The following is a 21,597-nucleotide window of genomic DNA, read 5'->3' on the forward strand; positions in this document are numbered from 1 at the left end:
AATTCCGTGGGCGCGGCCGGCTCAGGTCCCGGTCGCGCCCTCCTTCACGATGCGGCGGTGGAAGTAGGCGAGGGCGAGCAGCACGGCGGCCAGTTCGAAGACGACCAGACCGCTGATGACACCGAGGTCGAGCGCGGTCAGCCGGGTCGGCTCGAAGGTCGCGGGCTCACCGGCGGCGGCCAACTGCCGCAGGTGCTGGCGCTGTTGCCACGCCTGGAACGGCACCCGGGTCGCGAAGATCACCGCGATGGCCACCTCGACGGCCAGGAGGAAGCGGTGCGAGGCGACGTACCGCCAGCCGCTGACGTGCTGGGCGAAGATGCTCTGCGCGTTCTTGCGGGCGTAGATGAGGCAGACGCCGACCGCGGCGATGAGGAGCACCATCGCGGCGATGACCAGGTTGAAGATCTGGACCCGGAGTTCGGTGAGCGCCTTCCTGAGGTCGAGGGCGGTCTTCTCGCCCACCGGACTCATGGAGTTCACGTAGTCCTGGAGGTGTTCCGCGCGGATGCCCGCCGTCACGTCGGCGGGGTCGGGGAAGACGACTCCGGCCTGTGTCGCGATGGCGGTGTAGGCGTCGTCGGTGAGGAAGCGCGATCCGTTGGGGACGACGATGACGACCGGGTCGCGCACCATGGAACGGTCCTCGGCCGCGTCGTGGCCCGAACGGTAGGAGTACTCACCGGTGTTGTAGCCGAAGACGCGCTGGCCGCCGCGGGTCGCCGAGACCTTCATGGGGACGCGCCCGGTGAGGTCGGGGTCGATGATCGCCTCGGCGGCCTTGGTGATCGCGGGGGTGTCCGACGCGAGCGTGTCGGGGATCAGCAGCCGTACCGCGCGGGCGTCCGCGGCCGTCGCGCTCCCGGCCTGCGACGCGTAGCGCCGCCCCGCCGGGTCGACCATCGGCTGCCGTGCCAGGTAGGTGTCGTTGACGACGAGGATCTCGCCGGAGGGCAGGTGCTCACCGGGCGCGGACATCTGGAGGTCCCGCCGCCCGGCCACGATCACCTCGCCCCGCGCGTCGGCTCTGCGCAGCCACGGCCCGACGTGCTGGTTCAACTGGTCCATGTGCATGGCGAATGCGCCGCTGAGCCGGATCGACACGGCGTCGCCGACCGCGTGGTACGCGTCCCGGTTGTCCTCACGGGTGAGAACGTCGCGGCTCGCGAGCGTGGCGTTGGTGGCGATGCTGAGCGCGAGCAGCAGCGCCGGGACACGGACCAGATAGACGCTCAAGGACGCGGCTCGGGACGGGAGTTCGCCCTTGAGCGCGGGCAGGACGCCGACCTTGAACGTCAGCGCGAGCGCCGCCGCGTGCGCGGCCAGGACGACGGCGGCCAGCAGGACGGCGAGGACCGCGACCACGGCGGCGAACAGGCCGAGCCACGCGAGGCCGTTGTAGAGGCCGAGGAAGGTGAGGACCGCGGCCGCGACGACGGCGGCCGACAGCGGCCAGAAGACGGCGAGCCGCCGCAGGTCGCGCAGCAGGATGCCGGTGAAGGACATGCCCTGCATGCGCAGTACGCCGTACGCCCGCGCGTTGAGCAGCACGCTCGCGCCGGTCATCGTCAGCGCCGCGAGGGCGACGACGTAGAAGGAACGGAAGAGCGAGTCGTTCTTGTACCGGTCGATCAACCCCCGTGCGGACAGCGGGTGGCTGACCTCGACCGTCATGCCGAGGTGCGTGAACTCCAGCCGCAGGGCGTCGGCGGCGCCCGCCGGCCCGAAGACGTAGTACGTGCCGCGCGGGTCGAGTTGGCCGACGTCGGCGAGCGGGTGCACGCGGGTGGTGAAGTTCTCGCTGAACGCCGGGTAGCCGTGGTCCAGCCACTTCGCGGTCCGCGTACCGGTGCCGCCGGGCGCGAGGTACAGGTGGCGGACCGTGTCGGGGTTCTTGAGGTCGGGCACCTCGCGCGCGACCCCGACCCCGTGCCGCGCCGCGAACGACTCGACGGCCTGGACGACGTGGGGCGCGCTCGTCGATCCGTCGGAGTCGAGCACGTCGACCATGGCGGAGTTGCCCAGCACCCCGTCCTCGTCGAGTCCGCGCACGAAGAGGAAGGCCAAGACGGCGGAGAAGGCCAGAAGGGCGGCGTGGACGACTCGAATACCGCGATGCAGCATGGTGATTCCTCGGTTGAGGGCGCTCGGGAATTCAGACGGGCGTGACGGCGTGACGGCGACGTACGGTGTACCGGCTGTTCACGGCTTACCGCTTACCGCTTACCGCTTACGGCTACGGCTCACGGCGGGCGCGGGCGCGGGAGGGGCGAGCGGCCGTGGAGGCGGTGACGTCCCCGCCTCCACAACCGCGCCGGATCACCCGGCCGTTACCACCCGGCCGTTACCACCCGGCCGTTACCACCCGGCGGCTACCGCCCGACCGCTACCGCCCGACCGGTACCGCCCGGCCGGTCAGCCATGACCGGCCCCCTCGCTGACGGAGGGTCAGCAGGACGGGTTGTAGTAGTAGCTGACCGAGTTGCCGTTCAGCCCCGCGGAGGCCAGGGACCATACGCCCTTGGCCGTGCAGCCGCTGCCGAACACGACGGTGCCGATCTTCACCGACGACGCGTGCTTGTTCGTCGGGTGCTTGTAGTTCGACCACGCGGTGTTGGCGCCGTGGTCGTAGCTCCACTTGCCGCCGCCGACGTCGACCGAGGTGGCCAGGGCCGGCGTGGCGGCGGCGAAGCTGAGGGCGACAGCGGCGACGGCGACCTTAATTCCGGTTTTCTTGTTCATGAATGAACTCCGCTTTCTCGTGGGCTTGATCGGACGAGGCAGAACCCTGGCACACATTCAGTTGCACTGGCAACCATGAAATTGCGCTCCGGGAATTGCCTGTCGCGGGCGGGTCGGAACGGTCCGCCCATGCCTGAATCCACCGGCGTCAGCGGGCGGCGACGGCGGTGGTCGGCAGGCGAATGGGAAGCGGGAATTCCGCACCGCGCGATGTCCGGCCGCGGGCCGGATTTCGGGCGGTACGGGGTACGTGGACGCCCGGCGCGGGCGGGCGGGCGCCGGTGCGCGCGGCGACGCGTCAGGCGGTCGCCGCTGCGGGCCCGTACCGTCTCACGTGCTGCGCTGCGCCGATGGGCGGTCTTCTGATCCCACGCATGTGTGCTCCCCCGTGCCGGTGCCGGGTGGTCCGCGGCAACCCGGCCGACGATAGGCGCGGATCCGGCCGACCTCGAATCCCGTACCGAGGCTTGGCGCGTTCTCGGCGGTATGCGGCTTGAATCAGATCCGGGAAACGGCCCTCAGGCGCGGAATTCCGGATTCAACTTGATTCACGCTGCAAGTAAGGCGTGGCATTCCGTTTTCCGCGAAGTACGGCTATCCGGAACGGCGTTGCGGGAATGTCAGACCGCTCCCGCGAAACGCATTCGGAATCCTCACGGCGCGCTGTGTCGCGGGGGACGAGGCGGGCGGCCTCAGGGCAGGAGGCGGGCGAAGACGACGATGTTGTCGAGGTAGGTGTGGCCGGTGAAACGGCCGCCGCAGGTGATCAGGCGGAGTTGGGGGTCGGGGCGCGGGGCGTAGACGGCCTCGGTGGGGAACGCGTCCTTGGCGTAGCTCCGGACGGACGTCACCTGGAAGCGGACGGTCCGGTTGTCGTCGAGGGCGACGCGGATGATGTCGTTGACCCGCAGGAGTGAGAGACGGGAGAAGACGGCGGGGCCGCCGGGGGAGTCGACGTGGCCGACGAGCACGGCGGGGCCGGGGGCACCGGGGACCGGACCCGCGTCGAACCAGCCCGCCCGGCTCGGCCGCGAGGGGGTGTCCAGGGCGCCGGAAGGGGTCAGGCCGAGCGGTTCGAGCGGGGTGTCGACGTCGATGGCCGGGATGGCGAGCGCGCGGGGCCGGGCGGCGGTCGGCTCCGTCGGGGCCACGGGCCGGCTGACGACCCGGCCCGGCTCCGGGGCGACCGCCCCGACGGCGGCGCGCGCGTGGCCGGAGCCCGGCCGCGTCCCCAGATTCGCGGCGAGGCCGACGGCGCCGCCCGCGACCGTCACCGCTCCGAGGACGGCGAGCGCCCCGGCCGCTCCCCGATGACGCGGCCGGGGCCGTGCGTGTCGCGGCGCCATGACGCCGCTCAGCCGCGCCGCAGTCGGCGTACCGACAGCACCAGCAGGCCGGAACCGATGACCAAGGCGGCTCCCCAGCCGACCAGTTGGGGCGTACGGGAGCCCTCGGCCGCCGCCTTCCGCTGGTCGAGACCGCCGAAGCCCGCGTCCACGCCGCCGTGGGGTTGACGGCTCGGCCCCGCGGAGTCGGTGAGGTCGAGCAGGCCGGGCGCGGAGCCGGTGGAGGACAGGACGACCAGCGTGTGCGTGCTGCGGCCGGTCAGTTGGACGGTACGGGAGGTCGTCGCGGCCCCGGCCGAGACCCGTACGGTCGTGCTGCCCGCGGACACCGTGCGGTACGGGGTCGAGGCGGGGAAGCGCAGCGAACCCTGGTTCAGCGCGGCCACGTGGACCGCGACGGCGGGCTGGCTCAGCGACGCCTGGATGACCCGTACCGCGGCCTGGCCCTGCGGGGCCGACAACTGGTCGGAGAGCGTGCGCAGTTGCAGCGCCGAGTTCGGGCCGAGCCCGGCGACGGTGTACGCGCGGCCCTGCACGACCCGTACGGTCGAGGAGATGACCGGCGACACCGACGCCGGGTCGCCCGCCTTGCGCATCGCGACCGTGTACTGGCCGGTGGCGACAGACTCGTACGGCGAAGCGTGCCCGTACGACACGCTCTTGAGCACCATCGCGGCCTTCGATCCGCCGAAGGGGTAGAGGTAGACGTCCACCGGCGGCGTACCGGGCGAGAAGTGCGCCAGCCGCAGCCAGCCGCCGGACCAGGCGGGAGCCGCCGACGCACCGGCCGCGGCCGGGCCCGCCAGCACCGCGGCGCTGAGCGTGAGAACGGCGGCGGCGCCGAGCGCGGCGGCCCGCGCCGAGGATCTGGACGACGGTCTGGACGACGATCCGGTGCGCGCGGTCGCCCGCGGGAAAAGCCTCATGCGAAGTCCTTCTGACGGGCGGATGCGCCGATTGGTCCGGCGTTCAGGAGTGGGTCGGGGTCGGGGTCGGGGGCGGGGGCGCGGTCTGGGCGTGTGTCGGTGCGGGGCGGGGCCGGGCCGTCTGACGGGCGGGTGTGCCGGTCGGCTCGGGGTTCGGGGGCGGGGCCTGGGGCGGGGCCTGTGTCGGGTCGGGTTGGGGTCGGGCCGCCCAACAGGGTGGGCCGGTCGGTCCGGCGTTCACGGTCGAGCCGGGGGCCGGTACGGGGTCGGCTTCGGCGTTCACGGTCGAGGTCCGGGTTCGGGCCGGGCCCGGAGGGCGGGCCGGGCGGGGGCGATGCGGCGTTCACGACGGGGAGTTGGCGCTGACGAGGCCGTCGGGCGCGGGCTGGTCGTACAGCACGGTCAGGACGGCGGGGGTTCCGGCGCCGCCGGTACGCGCCGCGGTCCGCAGCGGGCGGTAGGGCGGCTGCTGGGCGTCGACGAGGGCGCGCAGCGCGGCGGCCTGCGGTCCGCTCCCCGTGGCCGGGGCGCCGTCCACGCGCGAGATCGCCACGCCGCCGCGCGGGACGTCGGCACCGGCGCCGGGCGCGGGCGCGTCGAAGGACGCGACGGTGAGGGTGTGACCGCTGCTGAGGACGGCGAGCAACGCGCAGACGCGCAGGTCGACATGACCACTCGTCAGAAGCGCGCGTGTGCCGCCCTGGAAGGTGATCCGCTGGTTGGCGGCGAGCGCCGCCCCCGAGAAGCGCCGCTCCGCGCGGTCCGCGGCGGCCACGCGCTCGTACGCCGTACGCCCGGCGTGGGCGATCGGCAGCACCTCGGCGCGCTGCGCGTCGGCCGCCGCGTCCGTCCCGCTGCCGCTGCCGGGCCCGTCACCCGCCTCGTCACCCGCCCCGGCCCCGTCACCCTCATCCCCGCCGAACACGGCGAGCGGCTGCGGGCCGGTCAGATCCCGTAGCGCGTCCCCCGCCATCGCGCGCAACGGGCCGGTGACGACGGCGACATCGGCGCCGAGCAGCTGCTGCGGAGAGGAGGTGACGGTGAGGGTGGAGCCCGCGGGGAAGCCGTGCGACACGAGCGCGGCGCAGACGGCGACGTCGCAGGCGACGACGTGGGTGGGGCCGATGTGCCCGGCCACCCAGGTCGCGACGGCGTCGCGGATCGGCGGCGGCGTGGACGGGGAGACCGACGCGGAAGACGACCCGGACGACGACCCGGACGCGGACGCCTTCGGATCGACGGCCGCCGTCGGCCGGTCGGAGCCCTCGGTCCCGGTCCCGGAGCCGCCGCGGTCGCGCAGGACGACCACGGCCGCCGCGGACACCACCGCCAGGACGAGCACGGTGACCGCGAGCGCCCGGCCCCGGTGCCGCCGGGCGGCCTGTTCGCCGGGCGCGGCCGGCGCCTTCGGCCTCAGCCCGAGGTGGCGCCGGACGAAGGACCGCAGGGTGTTCCAGTAGATCCGGAGCCAGGACGGCTCGTCGGGGCCGCCGGGTCTGGGAGGTTCACCAGGCCCCGACGGCCCCCCGCCCCCGGACGGTCCCGCGGCCTTCCCCTCCCGGGCCGCGGGTTCGAGCCCCGGCACCAGGCCGGGCGGCAGGCCGAGCGCCGGTCCCGGCGGCCGTGGCCGCCGTACCGGTGTGCGGGGCTCGAAGAAGTTCTGCGACATGGACCGCTCACGGGTTGGAAGGGGAACGGCGCCCGCGCGGCGGTGACGACCGCCGCCCGGACGACCGGGACCGGGGCGTCACGGGCTGGTGCCCGCTTCCGCGAAATCGGCCTCCCCCCTGAGGAAGCCGACTCCGCAGCGCCTCGGAGCGAAAGGAATCCAGCCCGAATATCAGCACACTTGAACGAAACTGACAAGCCCTCTCACTTTCCGTTCAATCTCGGACACGGAGTGAATCCCGAATATGCCCGCTGCGATCAAACATGCTGGTCAGCGCGGCGAGAGTGGTGATGATCATTACGGTGATCCTTTTACTCGCGAGTAATTCACTCACGCACCACAAAGCTCATCGGGAGCGTCCCGGTATTCGGGCACGACAAATTCCGGACGCGGGCTGAATGCGCAGAAATTCAGCAGATCCCGCGGTCCGGAAACGACACCTCCACAGCTCAGTGGAGGTAAGCGGCAGGCCCGGTCCTTCCCGTACGACGACCACACGGAGACGCTCTCCTGCCCCGTATTCGGAGCCGCTCCGGCCGCGGATGGGTCGCCGGCCAGGATCAGTCGGGGAGCACGACGGTTCGCCGTGCGGCGGCGATCAGGGGCCGCCCGATGTCGGCCTCCGGCTCGCTCGCGGCGGTGAATCGGCCGGCTGGACGCCGTGTACGGCCAGGAACACCGTGTCCACGTGCGGCGACTCGATCGTGGCGAGCGGCAGCGCCCCGCCGTGCACGCGCCGCAGCACCCCCCCGCTCGTGGAGCGAACGCGATCTGCGTCGCCTGTGCCTGCGCCTCCCCGAGATCCGGGCCTCCACGCTCGCCGACGAGGGCGTGGCCCTGGGCGCCCTGCGCCTGGCCCTGGACGAGGTCGACCACCGCCTGTTCGGTACGGGCCTGTCCGCCCCCCTTCCGCCGCGCCGCCACTGACCCCCGGAACCCCGGCTCGTGTTGGTCCGAGCCGGGGTCCCCCCGGAGGTCTCGCGCGCCGAAGGTCAGACGCGGTCGGCGACGATCATCAGGTACTGGAAGCTGCCGTTCTTGTACGCGGTCAGGAAGGCGTCCTCGACTCCGGTGACCAAGTGGTCCGCGGACTTGCGCAGTTCCCAGTACGGGATGGTCGCGGCCGTCAGGTCCTCGACGTGGGTGGGCACCAGCCGGTGCTTGGCCATCGCCTGGAAGTACGCCGAGCGCGGGTGGATGTCGCAGATGTAGTGGGCGTTGATCAGGGACACCTCGCGGGACGCGCGCCCGTACGTGTCGTTGTAGCAACCGGTGATGACGACGTAGCGACCGCCGCGGCGCAGCAGCCGGGCGTGCTCGGCGAAGAGCAGGTCCAACTCCACATACATCGTCGACTCGTTGTTCCACGACGCGGCGTAACCGCCGGTCTGGAAGCCGGTGTCGAGCATGTTGCGGTGGTGGTAGCGGACCTTGCCGTCGATACCGCGCGCCCGCGCCTGCTCATTGGCGAAGTCGGCCTGCTTGGTGGAGAGCGTGACGCCGTCGGCGTGGCACTGGTAGCGCAGATTCGCGGTGACGCTGCCGCCGCCGCGCCCGCAGCCGGCGTCGAAGACCCGGTCCTCGGGGCTCAGCGGGCCCAGGTGCTTGGCGAGGAGTTCGGCCTGGGCGTGTTCGAGCCGGTGCAGTTCCGTGGTGATCAGATCCCGGCGCCTGGCGGGGTCCGTCTCGTCGAGTACGGACCAGTCCACGTCGCCGACACCGTAGTGGTGGTGGTACAGGTCGTCGATCCTGCCGAGTTCGAGGTTGACCGGATTCTGTTCGGCGTTCCAGTAGTCCGCGACGCGGGTCTGGTACGTGGACTGGGCCGGAACCGGTGCCTTGGCGACGCCGGGGTGCGAAATGGTCAACGCTGACTCCTCTTGGTACTGGGATCGGTCATCGTGCCGTGGAGCGGGTGAAGCGGCCTGCGCCTACCAGTAGTTGGGCAGGCGGTATCGGTGGGTGTTGGTCGCGTGCCATTCGTGGTTGCCGGCCACCCAGTCCGACAGCCCGCGTGCGTACCGCGCGACCAGCGGTGACGTCGCCGACGCGGCGGCGGCCTCCTCCTCGAAGGAGCCCATGATCCGGTTGTGGATCTCGACGCTCTCCAGATAGGCCGCCTTGAGGCCGCATCCCTCGTTGGCGGCCACGACCTGCGGCAGATTGAGGTGCGTCGGGTCGCCCTCCAGCTCCTTGGTGAAGGAGTAGAGGTCGTTGACGATGGTCGTCGCGTTGCAGGCCAGCGCCGTGATCCGCTGGATCTCCGGCCGCGCGTAGACGGCCTCGGGCAGCTCGTACCCGTCGACCGCGTCGATGATCGACAGGCAGGGGCGGAAGTTGTTGAACTGCCGCATCACCAGGTATTCCCACACCTGCGGGACGAAACGCTTCTCCGCCCAGGCCGCTTCGGCGAGATAGCCCAGGTGCAGCCGGGCGATGTCGTGCATGAAGCGGGTGGTCTGGCTCGGGGTGGCGAACTCCGCGTAGTCCCTCATCGCCCAGTGGTACGAGCGCAGGGGCCCGTCCGCCTGCATGCCGAGCCGCCACTGTGCCTCGGACTCGGGCGTGCCGTGGTGCGGGTCGATCGCCGACTGGGCCATGAGCAGCGGCCCGCCGAGGCCCTGGTGGGAACCGCCTCTTCCTTCCTCCTCCTCGCAGTAGCAGGAGTCCACCAGGTTCTCGGCGAGCAGCAACTCGCCCGCGACGGTGAGCCGTTCGAGGTCGGCGGCGCCCGGATGCTGGAGCACCACGGCCCGGCCGAACTGGAATCCCGCGAAGTCCCCGTTCCACGCGGGCGGGAACAGGTCGAGGCCGCGCGCCCACTCCTCGAGCCGCCGGTCCACCTCGTCGACCTTCGCCTGGTCCACGGGCGGCGCGGGCTGGTACCTGAGACCGGGAACGGCCCCGGTGCGCCGGGCCTTGAGCGTCCGGGTGAGGTTCTGCGGACCGGGCAGTTGCCGGGGGACGGTGGGGGTGACGGTGGCCACCGTGGTGGCCGCCGCCCGCGACACGTCCGTGTCCGGGGGCGCGCCCGTCGCGTGGTCCACGCTCGGCCCGGTCACTCGACGGTCCTGCCGAGCTGGACGTTCTCCAGGATGCCGACCGCGTCGGGCACGAGGATCGCCATCGAGTAGTAGGCGGTGACCAGATAGCTGATGACCGCCGTCGTGCTCACCCCCATGCGGCGCATGTTCAGGCCCGGTTGGAGCTGATCCGGCAGCGCGGTCGGGAGCAGGCCGACCACGCCCTGGTCGTCCTCACCGGTACGCAGCGCGATGATGCTGCTGGTGTGGTGCGCGGTGACCGGGATCTTGCCGCAGGGCAGCAGCGGCACACCGCGCCAGGCGGGCACCGCGTGCCCGTTGACGTCGGCGAGGCCCGGCATCAGACCGCGCTTGCTCACCTGCCGGAAGAAGGCGGTGATCGCCTTCGGGTGGGCGATGAGGAAGCGGGTGCCGCGCCGCATGGACAGCAGCTCGTCCAGGTCGTCCGGTGTCGGCGGCCCGCTGAAGGTGCTGATCCGCTGGTCGTACTCGGTGTTGTGCAGCAGCCCGAAGTCACGGTTGTTGACCAGCTCCCACTCCTGGCGCTCGCGGATCTCCTCGATGGTCAGCTTGAGCTGCTGCTGGGTCTGGTCCATCGGGTCGTTGTAGAGGTCCCCGACCCTGCTGTGCACGCGCAGCGTGGTCTGGGTCAGCGACAACTCGTACTCGCGCGGGGCCAGTTCGTAGTCCACGTAGCCGCTGGGGATCGACGGCTCGCCGCGGTGCCCCGCCTGCGTCGGGACGTCCGCCTCGCCGCGCCGGTTCGTCGGCCGCCGCTGCCGCTCGGCGTACGCGGCCAGGTGCGCCGCGAAGGAGGGGACGCGGCCGGCGACTTCGGCGACGACGGTCCAGGGGACGGTGAGCAGGACGGCCGCGGTGTCGGCCCGCGCCGAGGACGTCCACCGCGGCTCGTCCTGGCCGATGGCCTCGTCTCCCAACTGGCCCCCGTCGGTGACGACTCCGGTGACCGCCTCCTCCCCGTACCTGCCCTCGGTGTACCGGGTCAGCCGTCCGTGGACGACGAGGTAGGTGTCGGTGATCGGCTGCCCTGCCGTGAACAGCGCTTCTCCGGCGCGCACTTGGCGGACCTCGTAGCGGCCGGCCAGTTCCCGCAGCACGTCCGTGTCCTGGTAGCCGCGCAGCGCCGGGAGTTCGGTCAGCGTCTCCGGGATCACCCGGACGTCGTCGGCGCCGTTCTGGTCGAAGCTCACCCTGCCCTGGCCGACGTGGAGTTGGAGCCTGCGGTTGACGCGGTAGGTGCCGCTCGGGACGTCCACCCAGGGCAGCATCCTGAGCAGCCAGCGCGAGCTGATCCCGCGCATCTGCGGTTCTGACTTGGTGGTGGTGGCGAGTTGCCGCGCCCCCAGGGTGCTGAGGCTGGTGAGCCGCGCGCCGTCGCCGGGTGCGGCGGGCGGCGGCTCGTCGGTCGTGGGGCTGATGGTGCTTTCCGAAGCGGGCACTTTGCCTCCGGGACGGGGAACAGAGCTGTGCGCACAGGCCGGTCGCGGACCGGACGGCCCGCGGGACCGAACGGCCCCGGGACCGGACGGCCCACCGCACGGGAACCAGCGAAACAGCCCGGGGCGCCGTCCCGGTACGGCGCGCGGGGGGCGACTTCGCGCCGCGAGTGGTGCAAACCTGCCGGCCGAGGCGGGAAGGGGCGCGCGCCCCCGCGATCACCTCAGGCCGCCGCCACAACGCCGCCGCCAGGCGTTTTCCCCACCCTTCACGGGTTCGGGTGATCCCCCCGTCACAAGGTTTCACCCCGGCGCGCCCCCTGCCCGCGCGCCGTTCGCGGGAGGCGGGAAGGGCCCCCGAGGGACACGTCTCAGACGGTGTGGACCGTGACTCCGGCCGCCGCGAGGGCTTCCGTCTCCTCGGCGGGGGCCGCGCCGTCCGTGACGACGGCGTCGAGGGCGGTCGGCGCGGCGACGAACGCCAGCGCCGTACGGGAGAACTTGGCCGCGTCGGCGACGGCGATGACCCTGCGGGCGGCGGAGATCGCGGCGCGCTTGACGGCGGCGTCGGCGAGGTCGTAGGCGGTGAGGCCGTCGGCCGCGGTGAGGCCGCAGCAGCCGATGACGGCGGTGTCGAAGCGCAGGGAGGCGAGCGACGCCTCGGTGAGCGGTCCGGTGAGGGCGAGTTCGCCGGGGCGGGGCTCGCCTCCCGGCAGCAGCAGCTTGACGTGGGCGGCGCCGGTGAGGGCGTTGGCCGCGTGGAGGGACAGCGGCATGACGGTCAGGCGCCGGTGTTCCAGGGCGCGCGCGACCTCAAGACATGTGGTGCCGCTGTCGAGCACGACGGACTCGCCGTCGGTGAGCATCTGCGCGACGGCGGCGGCGATCCGCCGCTTCGCGTCGCTCCCGTCCTGCGCGCGCAGCGCGAACGGCGGCTCCTCGCCGCGCAGCAGCAGGCTCCGGGCGCCGCCCCGGTAGCGCTCGATGACGCCCTGCTCGGCCAGCGCCTCCAGATCGCGGCGGATCGTCATCTCGGAGGTGTCGGTGAGTTCCGCCAGGTCCGCGACGCTCATCCGGCCCGCCTCGCGCACGGCCTCCGCGATCCGCCGCAGCCGTTCCGCCGCCCCGGCGTGCGCCGCGCCGCCCGTTCCCTCAGTACCGCCCGCCGTACTCGCCATGACGCAATCGAACACCCGAGATGTTCGGATTGCAACTTTACAAACAGAGAATCTGTTCGTTACGTTCGAACCATGGAGAGATCCCTGCGGGCCGGACGGCTGGCCACCTTCGCCTTCTTCGCTCTCAACGGCTTCGTCCTGGGCATGTGGATCGTGCACATTCCCGCCATCGAACACCGCGTGGGCATCAGCCACGCCGTGCTCGGCTGGCTCCTTCTGCTGCTCGGCGGGGGCGCCTTCATCGGCATGCAGCTCGCCGGGCCCCTCACCGACCGGATCGGCTCCCGCAAGGTCGTACCCGCGAGCGCCACGCTGTGCGCCGCGGCCGTCGTCCTGCCGGGCCTGGCCACCAACCCGTGGGCGCTGGCCGCCGCCCTGTTCGTCTTCGGCTTCGGCAACGGCTCCCTCGACGTCAGCATGAACACCCACGCCGTCCAGGTCGAGCACGGATACGCGCGGCCCATCATGTCCGCCTTCCACGCCGTCTTCTCGGTCGGCGGCGTCATCGCCTCCCTGCTCGGCGCGCTCACCTTGAAGCTCGGCTGGAGCCCGGCGGTCACCCTCGGCGCCGCGGCCCTGGTCGGCCTCGCCGTCATGGCCCTGGCCGCCCCGGCGCTGCTCCCCAAGGAAGTGGCCGAGCGGGCGGACGCGAGCGCGGCCACGGATACGGCCACGGGCGCGGCGACGGCCACGGGTACGGGTACGGATACGGATACGGCCACGGATACGCCCAAGGCGGCGGCCAAGTCCGCGCGCAAGACCCCCTCCCGCATCTGGATCCTCGCCGCCCTCGCCCTGATGCTCATGCTCAGCGAAGGCGTCGCCAACGACTGGAGCGTGCTCCACCTGCGCGACGTCCTCGACGCCCCGCAGGCCACCGCCGCCCTCGCGTACGGCGCGTTCGCCACCGCGATGACCGTCGGCCGCTTCCTGACCGACTCGGTCGCCGCCCGCGTCGGCACGGTCGCGGTCCTGCGGTACGGCTCCGCCCTCGGCGCCGTCGGTCTCGCCACGGCCGCGCTGTCCAACAGCGTCCCGCTGGCCCTCATCGGCTGGACGGTCTTCGGTATCGGCCTGTCCGGCTGCATCCCGCAGCTCTTCAGCGCCGCCGGCCACGCGGACAAGGACGCGGCGGGCGCCAACGTCTCCCGCGTGGCGGGCCTCGGCTACCTCGGCATGCTCGCGGGCCCGGCCGTCATCGGCCCGCTCACCCACTTCATGCCGCTGAACGCCACCTTCGCCCTGCCGGTCGCCTTCTGTGTCATCGCGAGCGTCGCGGCGGGCACCCTGAAGCCGGACGCGGAGCCGGACGCGGCGGCCGGGACAGGCGCGGCGGCCGGGACGGACGCGGAGCCTGACGCGGCGGTCGAGACGGACACGATGACGGAGACGGACGCCGCCAGTGCGCCGCACGGGGCCTGAGTGTCAGGCGGGGCTGACGAGTCCCCTGCGTTCTTGGACACGATCCGGTCACAATGAGCTGCCCCGCAAAGCGACATCAAATCGGGCATAGGGGACCGATTTAAGCCGTCTTGTTTGCGCTGCGTGTGACCTCGGGTAGGCGGCGACGCGGAGTCGGAAGGTTCGGCTCCGCTCTGTCCCCTGCCCCGAAAGGCCACCGTGACACAGCTCGTCGTCGAGCACGTAAGCAAGATCTTCGGCAGAAGGCCGAAGGAAGGAGTACGTCGGCTTCAGGAAGGCGCCGACCGCGAGAAACTGAGGGAGGAAGGGACGACCGCGGCGGTCGTCGACGCCTCCTTCACCGTGGAACCCGGCGAGATATTCGTCGTGATGGGCCTGTCGGGATCGGGCAAGTCCACCCTGCTGCGCATGCTGAACGGTCTGCTGGAGCCCACCTCGGGCAGGGTGCTGTTCGACGGGCGGGACCTCACGGCCCTGTCCGCGAAGGCCCTGCGCGACCTGCGCTCCCGCAGGATCAGCATGGTCTTCCAGCACTTCGCGCTCTTCCCGCACCGCAGCGTGCTGGAGAACGCCGCCTACGGCCTCGAAGTCCAGGGCCGCCCGCGCGAGGAGCGCGAGGCCAAGGCCGCCGAGGCGCTGGCGATGACCGGCCTCAGCGGCTGGGAGAAGTCCTGGCCCGACGAGCTGTCCGGCGGTATGCAGCAGCGCGTCGGCCTGGCCCGCGCGCTGGCCACCGACGCCGAACTGCTGCTGATGGACGAGTCGTTCTCCGCGCTGGACCCGCTCATCCGCCGCGACATGCAGGACCAGCTCCTCGAACTCCAGCAGCGGCTGCGCAAGACCATCGTCTTCATCACCCACGACCTGAACGAGGCCATGCGGCTCGGCGACCGTATCGCCGTCATGCGCGACGGCCGGATCGTCCAGATCGGCACCGCGCAGGACATCCTCACCGAACCGGCCGACGACTACGTGGCCAGCTTCGTGCAGGACGTCGACCGCTCCCGTGTGCTCACCGCCGCCTCGATCATGGAGGAACCGCGCGTGATGGTCAGCCCGGACGACGGGCCGCGCGCCGCGATGAGCGTCCTGCGCGACGACCACGCGTCCGCCGCCTTCGTCGTCGAGGGCGGGGCCGAGGGCGGTCGCAAGCTGGTCGGCACGGTCACCGAGGTCAGCTGCACGCAGGCTGACAACGATGGCACCGTGCGCGACCTCATGGACACCGACTGCGTGACGACCCAGGCCGACACCCCGCTGTCCGGCCTGCTCACGCCCGCCTCGCGGACGAAGCTGCCGCTGGCCGTCGTGGACGACGACGGGCGGCTCACCGGAGTGATCCCGCGCGTGGCGCTGCTCGCGGCGCTCGGCGACCACGAGGACGAGACCGCGCCCGAAGCCGGGACCGTCGATTCCGCGCCCGAATCCGGCTCCGTCGATTCCGGCTCCGTCGAATCCGGGTCCTTCGAGGGGAAGGAGGCCGCCCGTGCCTAGGATTCACCTCGGTAACTGGGCGGAGGACGCCGTCAATTGGCTGACGGACCACCTCTCCTGGCTCTTCGACGCGATCAGCAGCGTCGTCAACCACATGTACGACGGCGTGGAATGGGTGCTCGGCGGCCCGCCGCCGCTGCTCATGGCGGCCATCCTCGCGGTGATCGCGCTGTGGATGCGCGGCCTCCCGGCGGGCGTACTCGCCTTCCTCGGCTTCGCGTTGATCGACTCCATCGCGCAGTGGGACGAGGCGATGCAGTCGCTGTCCCTGGTCGTCGTCTCCGGTGTCGTGGCCCTGCTGCTCGCGGTGCCGCTGGGCATCTGGGCGGCACGCAGCCGGACCGCGAGCATGGTCGTCCGGCCGGTGCTCGACGTCATGCAGACGCTGCCCGCCTTCGTGTACCTGATCCCGGCGATCATCTTCTTCAGCCTCGGCACGGTCCCGGCCGTCATCGCCTGCATCGTCTTCGCGATGCCGGTCGGCGTCCGGATGACCGAGCTGGGCATCCGGCAGGTGGACGAGGAACTGGTCGAGGCCGCCGACGCGTTCGGTACGTCGCCGGGCCGCACGCTGATGCGCGTGCAGTTGCCGCTGGCGCTGCCGACCATCATGGCGGGCGTCAACCAGGTCATCATGCTGACGCTGTCGATGGTCGTCATCGGCGGCATGGTCGGCGCCGAAGGGCTCGGCTCGACCGTCTTCGGCGCGATCAGCCAGGTCAACATCGGCCTCGGCTTCGAGGGCGGCATCGCGGTGGTCATCCTGGCCATCTACCTCGACCGGATCACCGGCGCGCTCGGCGACCAGGTCTCGCCGCTGGGCCGCCGCGCCCTCGCGCTGGCCCGCGCGAAGCTCCCGACGCGCGGCCTGAGCGTGCTGCGCTACCGCCCGCGCCCCGCCGTCGGCCTGTCCGCCGTCGTCGCGCTCGCCCTGATCGCCTGCGGCACCGGCATCTTCGGCGGCGACTCCGACGACGGCCCCGCGACGGCCGGTTCGGCGGACGTCGGCAAGGGCCGGACGGTCAAGATCGGCTCCTTCAACTGGGACGAGTCCATCGCGTCGGCCAACCTGTGGAAGGAAGTCCTGGACTCGCGCGGCTACAAGGCCCAGGTCAACACCTACGACCCCGGTGCCGCCTTCACCGGCCTGTCCACCGGCAACTTCGACTACCTCACCGACGCCTGGCTGCCCACCACGCACGCGTCCTACCTCCAGCAGTACGGCAAGGACTACGCCGACCTCGGCAAGTGGTACGACCAGACGTCCCTGGAGGTCTCCGTCCCGTCCTACGTCAAGGGCGTCTCGTCCATGGCCGATCTCAAGGGCCGGGGCAAGGAGTTCGGCGGCAAGATCATCGGCATCGAGCCGGGCGCGGGCGAGATGAAGCTGCTCAACTCCACGGTGCTCAAGGGCTACGGCCTCGACAGCGAGTACAAGGTCGTCAGCAGCTCCACCTCCGCCATGCTCGCCGAGCTGAAGCGGGACTACGCGCAGCACAAGCCGGTCGCCGTCGTCCTGTGGTCCCCGCACTGGGCCTACAGCACGTACGAGCTGACCAAGCTCGCCGACCCCAAGGGCCTGTGGGGCAAGGCGGACTCCATCCACAATCTGGCCAACAAGGGCCGGGCGGACAAGCTGCCGCAGGTCACCGCCTGGATGAAGGACTTCCACCTCACCGAGGAGCAGCTCAGCTCCCTGGAGGCCGACATCCAGTCCGCCGGCCAGGACAACACGGCGGCGGGCGTCAAGAAGTGGCTCGCGAAGAATCCGGGGATCGCCGACAAGATGGCGCCGGTGACCGCCACCGGCTGACCCCCCGTCAAGTCGGCGACGCGGAAGAGGGGTTCGCAGAATCCGTACCGCATCGCGCTCGGACAGCCGGGGGCGCTCCGGCCGGGCGCCGAGCCGGTCGACCGGGCGGACGGCCCGGCGGGACGACCGTACGGGTACTCCGCTGTCCACCGAACGGTGGACGGGGAGCCCGCGGCCTCGTCCCGCCGGGCCGTCAACACGCCCTAGGGAAGAGCCAGATGGACGAATGCGCCGTCGTGGTGGATCAACGGCCGGGCGGGGGAGGGGGCGTGGGTGGCCTCGACGACCCGGCCGATGGCCAGGGCGTGGTCGCCGACCGGCACGAGCTGGACGAGGGAGACGATCAGCGCGGCGAGGACGTCGTCCAGCACGGGCAGGCCGCGCGGCCCCCGGTGCCAGGCGGTGGCCGCCCCGAATTTCGCGGCCCCGCCGTGGGCGAAGCGCCGGGCGGTGTCCTCCTGGCCCTCGGCGAGCAGGTGGACGGCGACATGGCGGGCGCTCTCCACGGCGGTGAAGGACGCCGCTTGCAGGCCGACGGTGAAGGAGACCAGCGGCGGGTCGAGGGAGACCGACGTCAGCGAGGTGGCGCAGAAGCCGACCGGCGGCCCGGCGTCCTCGCCCGCGGTGATGACGGCGACGCCCTTCGCGTGCTGCCGCATCACCGCCCGGTAGAGCCCGGGCCCCACACCCGCCTCCAACTCCGGTACGGAGGCGGGCGCCTCGGCGGACGCGGTCACGCCGCGCCCTCCCGGCCGCTCGGTACCGACTCCCGGCCGACCGTCGCGGACTCCCCGTCGCCGGGCACGAACTCCCGCATCCGCTCGGCGATCTCCTCCACGAAGGGCGACGCCTCGCCCTCCCCGTAGGCCGCCAGGTGGTCGCGCCAGTCGGCGAAGGCGCCGTCCGTCTCGCCGAGCGCGAGGCGTACGGCGCCGCGCCGGTAGAGCAGGTCGGGGTCCTCGTCGGCGAGCGCCGGGATCGCGATGTCCAGGTCGGCCAGGGCCCGTTCGTACGCGCCCAGGTCGTACAGCGCCAGCGCCCGGTTGCCGCGCAGCACCGGGTCGTCGGCCAGCTCGATCGCGTGGTCCAGATCGTCCACGGCCTCCGGCAGCCGCCCGGCGGAGTACGACAGCACGGCCCGGTTGACCCAGGCGGCCACGAACGACGGGTCGGACTCCAGGGCGGCGGTGAAACTGGTGAAGGCCGCGTCGACCTGCTCGGACTCGGCCAGCAGAGTCCCCTGCGCGCACAGCAGGTTGGCGTTCTTGGAGTCCAGCGCGAGACCCGCCTCGACGTCCGCCGTCGCCTGCTCGATCTCCCCGAGCGCCATCAGCAGGTCGGCCCGGTTGACGAGGGTGTCGACGTGGCCGGGGTCGAGGATCGCCGCGTAGTCCAGATCGCGCAGCGCGGCTTCCTCGTCGCCCAACTCCCGCAGCAGATCGGCCCGGTTGAAGTGCGCCTCGTGGAACGGCGGGCTGAGCCGGATCGCCTCGGCGTAGTCGGCGAGCGCCGCGTCGAACTGCCCGTTGGCGCGCCGCCCTCCGGCCCGCTCGAAGTAGTAGTCGCCGTAGTCGGGGTCGCGGCTGATCACCAGGTCGTAGTCGGCGAGCGAGCCCTCGTGGTCGCCGCGCGCGGCCAGGATCTGCGCGCGGTTGTAGCGCAGCACCGAGCGGTGCAGAAGCTGCTCGTCCGGGCCGAGATCCTCGTCCGTCATCGCGATGGCGTCGTTGACCAGCGCCAGCGCCGCGTCCAGGTCGGCGCGGTGCAGCTCGACCAGCGCCTTCGCGTTCCGCATGAAAGCGCCCACGAAGACCCGGCGGTGCGGGTCCGGGTTCCAGTCCGCGATGGCGATCGCGGTGTTGACCCACTCCAGCGCCCGCATCTCGTCGTGCATGCCCTTGGGCAGGTGGCGGGTGTAGAGCATCGCCATCATGTAGCAGCTATTCATGTGGATCTCGGGCTCGGTGCTGCCCGACCGCAGCTCGGCGAAGTACGAGAAGCCCTTCTCGCCGCGCCGCAGATACGACAGGCACGCGCCGATCTTGTTGGTGAGATTCCAGTACGGCTTGGGCCGCGCGTCGCCGAACAGCGCCCGCCCGCGCTGCGAGATCTCCAGCGCCGCCTCGTAGAAGCCGCTGTCGAAGCAGGACTCGCAGGCGTCCACGAAGGCGGTGCCCGCCCCGGCCGCCGGGTCGGTGCCGTGCTCCAGGTGGTACAGGTGCGCGCCCAACGACACACCCGGCTCGGCGCGTTCGGCCAGCAGCTCCGCGCGGGCGCTGTGCCGGGCGGCCCGCTCGGCCGGGTCCAACGCCTCGTAGGCGGCGATCAGTCGCGGGTCCTTGCTGGTGCCGTCCGCGTCGATGAAGAGCTGCGCGAGATCGGCGCCCGCCAGGTGCTCGTCCAGGTGCTCGTCCGGCAGCTCGGCAGGCCGCTCGGCAGGCCGCTCGTCCGGGGTCCCGGCCGCTTCCGGCGCGGCCCGGTCGGCGTACGTGCGCAGCGCCTGCCCCAACTCGTCGTCGGCGAGACCGTCCGTCTCCACCACCAGCCGCAGGACGGCCGGGTCGCAGCGCCGCAGCAGGACGGAGACCAGCTCACGGTCGGTGGGGTCGGCGTCGTCCAGCTCACGGAAGCGGATCACCGTACCGCCGGGGCGGACGGTACGCGCCCAGTCCGTCAGCAGCTCGGCGACGCCGTGCGAGACGCGCAGCGTACGGGCGACGGAGTAGAAGCGGGTGCGCTCGGCGCGGCTGGCGAGCGCGGTCAGCGTCTGCGGCGCGATCGGCACCCGGGGTGCCAGGTCGGGTGCGAGCGAGATCACCTCGGTGGCCCGCGCGGCAATGAACTCGTCGTGCTCGCCCGCCAGTTCGGGGATCACCGCGCGCAGCAGGGCCCCGCCCCCGGTGTACGGGCCCCGCAGCCGGCGGTGACAGCGCACGTCGATATCGGGCTCGGGCGTGGGCGGGAGGTCGCCGTACGTGACGGAACCGGCCGGGTCGGCGGGGTCGGCGGCGGTGCCGGTGGCGGCGACCCAGCAGTGCCGAGGCGGGGACGAGGTCATGAAGTGCTCCTTGTGGTCCTGGAGTTCCTGGGAGTTCCTGAGGTTCGTGGGGTTCATGCGAGCCGAGCGGGGTGAGCGAACAAAGCGGGGCGAGCGAACAGAGCGGGAGAAGCGAGCCGAGCGCTCCAAGAGGAAAGGCGTGCTTTAAGCGACGCCTGCGATTTCCGGCTCCTGGCCGTTCGGGCCCTGCTCCTCTTCCCGTTCCGAATCCCCACGGGATTCCTTCGCGGCGCGCCGGTCCCGTACTGTCACGTAAAGCAGCAGCCCGAACTGGAGTGCGGTGAGGCCGACGAAGCTGATCGCGTCGAGAATCCCGCTGGTGGCCGTCCCGGAATCGCTGAAGCGGTTGTTGATCTGCGACCAGAAGTGCACGGTGGTCGGAATCCCCGCCCACAGCAGGCTGCCGAGCGAGAATCCGTAACCGACCACCAGCATCGGCGCGTACCAGCGCGCCATCCGCCGGTCGCGGTCGGACCATTCGGCGTCGGGGTCGGCCACCGGGGGCGGCCTGCGCGTCCAGCGGCGGAAGAGCGTACGCACCTGGAAGCGGGCGGCGTTCTGGAGGTCGGAGCAGCGCAGAGCGTTGGTGAGGACGTAGTAGAGGTCGGTCTCCAGGTAGAACATGAACTGCCACAGCAGCCGCATCACACACGTGAAGGAGATCGCCAGCATCAGGGCGGAGATCCACGCGGGGCCGTGTCCGCGCAACGCCACGGCCAGCAGCGTCAGGCCCGAGATCAGCACGGCGTCGGCCAGCATCCCGGCCACGAACGGCAGATAGCGCCGCTTGCGCTCCACGCTGAACAGCGAGTCCAGCCGGGTCTCGGCGACCAGGTAGTACAGCCGGCGGCTGATCGTGAGCGTGGACGGCAGCCCCAACCGCCGCCCGGACAGGGCGTGATAGCCCTCGTGCACGAGGATGCAGGGGATCTGAACGACCGTCAGGGCAATGGGGATCAGCGCGAGATGGTCGGTGAAGAACACGTCGTGGTACGAGGGCCGCAGCGACGAGTCCCTGATCATCCAGGCGGCGGCGGTCACCATCAGCGCGAGGTAGACCAGCCAGGCGGGCCAGGAGAACGTCCAGGCGCCGAGCCGCTGCCAGCGCACCGGGCCGGCCGGCTCATCCTCGCCGTCCCCGCGCAGGAACCCCAGATCGGCCAGGACGTCGAGGAAGTCGTCCACGTCCAGCGGCTCGCCGCAGGTCCGTTCGTACCAGGCGGCCACCTCGGCCACCGGCACCCCGGCCTCCAGCATCCGCAGCGCCTCAGCGCCCTCCTCGGGGAAGACGGCGTACGAGGCGGTGTCCGGACGGCCGACCATCACGCCGTCGTCCTCGGGGATCATCGTGAGCTTGTGCAGCAGGACCGCGCCGCCGCCGCCGTCCGGCGCGGTCGTGGTGCCGTCCGACGAGGTCACGGTCATGCGGGGTGCCTCTCTACGGGGAA

General features: G+C 71.8%; 15 protein-coding genes. 3 read left to right on the forward strand and 12 right to left on the reverse strand.

Annotated elements, in window-relative coordinates; translation table 11 throughout:
- Positions 1-21: 21 nt before the first annotated feature.
- The 9 genes from ACIOC1_RS22085 to ACIOC1_RS22125 all read right to left on the reverse strand — a co-directional run bounded on the left by ACIOC1_RS22085 (position 22) and on the right by ACIOC1_RS22125 (position 12,362).
- Positions 22-2,124 carry a hypothetical protein gene (locus ACIOC1_RS22085; RefSeq protein WP_401856133.1) on the reverse strand — a complete coding sequence of 701 codons (2,103 nt, stop codon included), beginning with the start codon at positions 2,122-2,124 and terminating at the stop codon, positions 22-24.
- A 324-nt stretch (positions 2,125-2,448) separates the two neighbouring features.
- Entirely contained in the window at positions 2,449-2,742 is a 294-nt protein-coding gene (locus ACIOC1_RS22090) for a lactococcin 972 family bacteriocin (RefSeq protein ID WP_355336333.1), read from the reverse strand.
- Positions 2,743-3,434: 692 nt separating this feature from the next.
- Positions 3,435-4,088, reverse strand: coding sequence for a class F sortase (locus ACIOC1_RS22095; protein WP_401856134.1), 654 nt, complete (start codon positions 4,086-4,088; stop codon positions 3,435-3,437).
- Positions 4,089-4,096: 8 nt separating this feature from the next.
- A complete protein-coding gene (locus ACIOC1_RS22100; RefSeq protein ID WP_401309796.1) occupies positions 4,097-5,014 on the reverse strand; it encodes a DUF4397 domain-containing protein in 918 nt (305 codons plus the stop codon).
- Positions 5,015-5,357: 343 nt separating this feature from the next.
- Complete coding sequence (locus ACIOC1_RS22105) at positions 5,358-6,683, reverse strand: hypothetical protein (RefSeq protein ID WP_401856135.1); 1,326 nt, start codon at positions 6,681-6,683, stop codon at positions 5,358-5,360.
- 992 nt (positions 6,684-7,675) lie between these two features.
- On the reverse strand, positions 7,676-8,551 hold the full coding sequence (locus ACIOC1_RS22110) for a geranyl diphosphate 2-C-methyltransferase (RefSeq protein WP_355336343.1): 876 nt from the start codon (positions 8,549-8,551) through the stop codon (positions 7,676-7,678).
- A 63-nt stretch (positions 8,552-8,614) separates the two neighbouring features.
- Positions 8,615-9,670 carry a family 2 encapsulin nanocompartment cargo protein terpene cyclase gene (locus ACIOC1_RS22115; protein WP_401310128.1) on the reverse strand — a complete coding sequence of 352 codons (1,056 nt, stop codon included), beginning with the start codon at positions 9,668-9,670 and terminating at the stop codon, positions 8,615-8,617.
- Between the two features lie 71 nt (positions 9,671-9,741).
- Entirely contained in the window at positions 9,742-11,187 is a 1,446-nt protein-coding gene (locus ACIOC1_RS22120; RefSeq protein WP_401856136.1) for a family 2B encapsulin nanocompartment shell protein, read from the reverse strand.
- Between the two features lie 368 nt (positions 11,188-11,555).
- Entirely contained in the window at positions 11,556-12,362 is an 807-nt protein-coding gene (locus ACIOC1_RS22125) for a DeoR/GlpR family DNA-binding transcription regulator (RefSeq protein ID WP_355336345.1), read from the reverse strand.
- Positions 12,363-12,434: 72 nt separating this feature from the next.
- On the opposite strand from ACIOC1_RS22125, the gene ACIOC1_RS22130 reads away from it, so the two are divergent.
- The 3 genes from ACIOC1_RS22130 (at position 12,435) to ACIOC1_RS22140 (ending at position 17,091) form a co-directional block, all read left to right on the forward strand.
- Positions 12,435-13,784 (forward strand): MFS transporter, encoded by a 1,350-nt coding sequence (locus ACIOC1_RS22130; protein ID WP_401856137.1) that lies wholly within the window; start codon positions 12,435-12,437, stop codon positions 13,782-13,784.
- 198 nt (positions 13,785-13,982) lie between these two features.
- Positions 13,983-15,278, forward strand: coding sequence for a glycine betaine/L-proline ABC transporter ATP-binding protein (locus tag ACIOC1_RS22135; RefSeq protein ID WP_401856138.1), 1,296 nt, complete (start codon positions 13,983-13,985; stop codon positions 15,276-15,278).
- On the forward strand, positions 15,271-17,091 hold the full coding sequence (locus ACIOC1_RS22140; RefSeq protein ID WP_391162545.1) for a glycine betaine ABC transporter substrate-binding protein: 1,821 nt from the start codon (positions 15,271-15,273) through the stop codon (positions 17,089-17,091). The genes ACIOC1_RS22135 and ACIOC1_RS22140 overlap by 8 nt, the downstream gene beginning before the upstream one ends.
- 203 nt (positions 17,092-17,294) lie before the next feature.
- On the opposite strand, the gene ACIOC1_RS22145 is transcribed toward ACIOC1_RS22140, so the two are convergent.
- From ACIOC1_RS22145 to ACIOC1_RS22155, 3 genes are all read right to left on the reverse strand, one after another.
- A complete protein-coding gene (locus ACIOC1_RS22145; RefSeq protein ID WP_401856240.1) occupies positions 17,295-17,750 on the reverse strand; it encodes a flavin reductase family protein in 456 nt (151 codons plus the stop codon).
- Between the two features lie 74 nt (positions 17,751-17,824).
- The gene (locus ACIOC1_RS22150; RefSeq protein WP_401856139.1) at positions 17,825-20,206 is read right to left on the reverse strand and encodes a tetratricopeptide repeat protein; all 2,382 of its coding nucleotides are present in this window, start codon (positions 20,204-20,206) and stop codon (positions 17,825-17,827) included.
- An 87-nt stretch (positions 20,207-20,293) separates the two neighbouring features.
- On the reverse strand, positions 20,294-21,574 hold the full coding sequence (locus ACIOC1_RS22155) for a hypothetical protein (protein WP_391042920.1): 1,281 nt from the start codon (positions 21,572-21,574) through the stop codon (positions 20,294-20,296).
- Between the last annotated feature and the right edge of the window lie 23 nt (positions 21,575-21,597).

Origin of the sequence: Streptomyces sp. NPDC088197, from assembly GCF_044741185.1 — a bacterium.
Classification (GTDB): domain Bacteria; phylum Actinomycetota; class Actinomycetes; order Streptomycetales; family Streptomycetaceae; genus Actinacidiphila.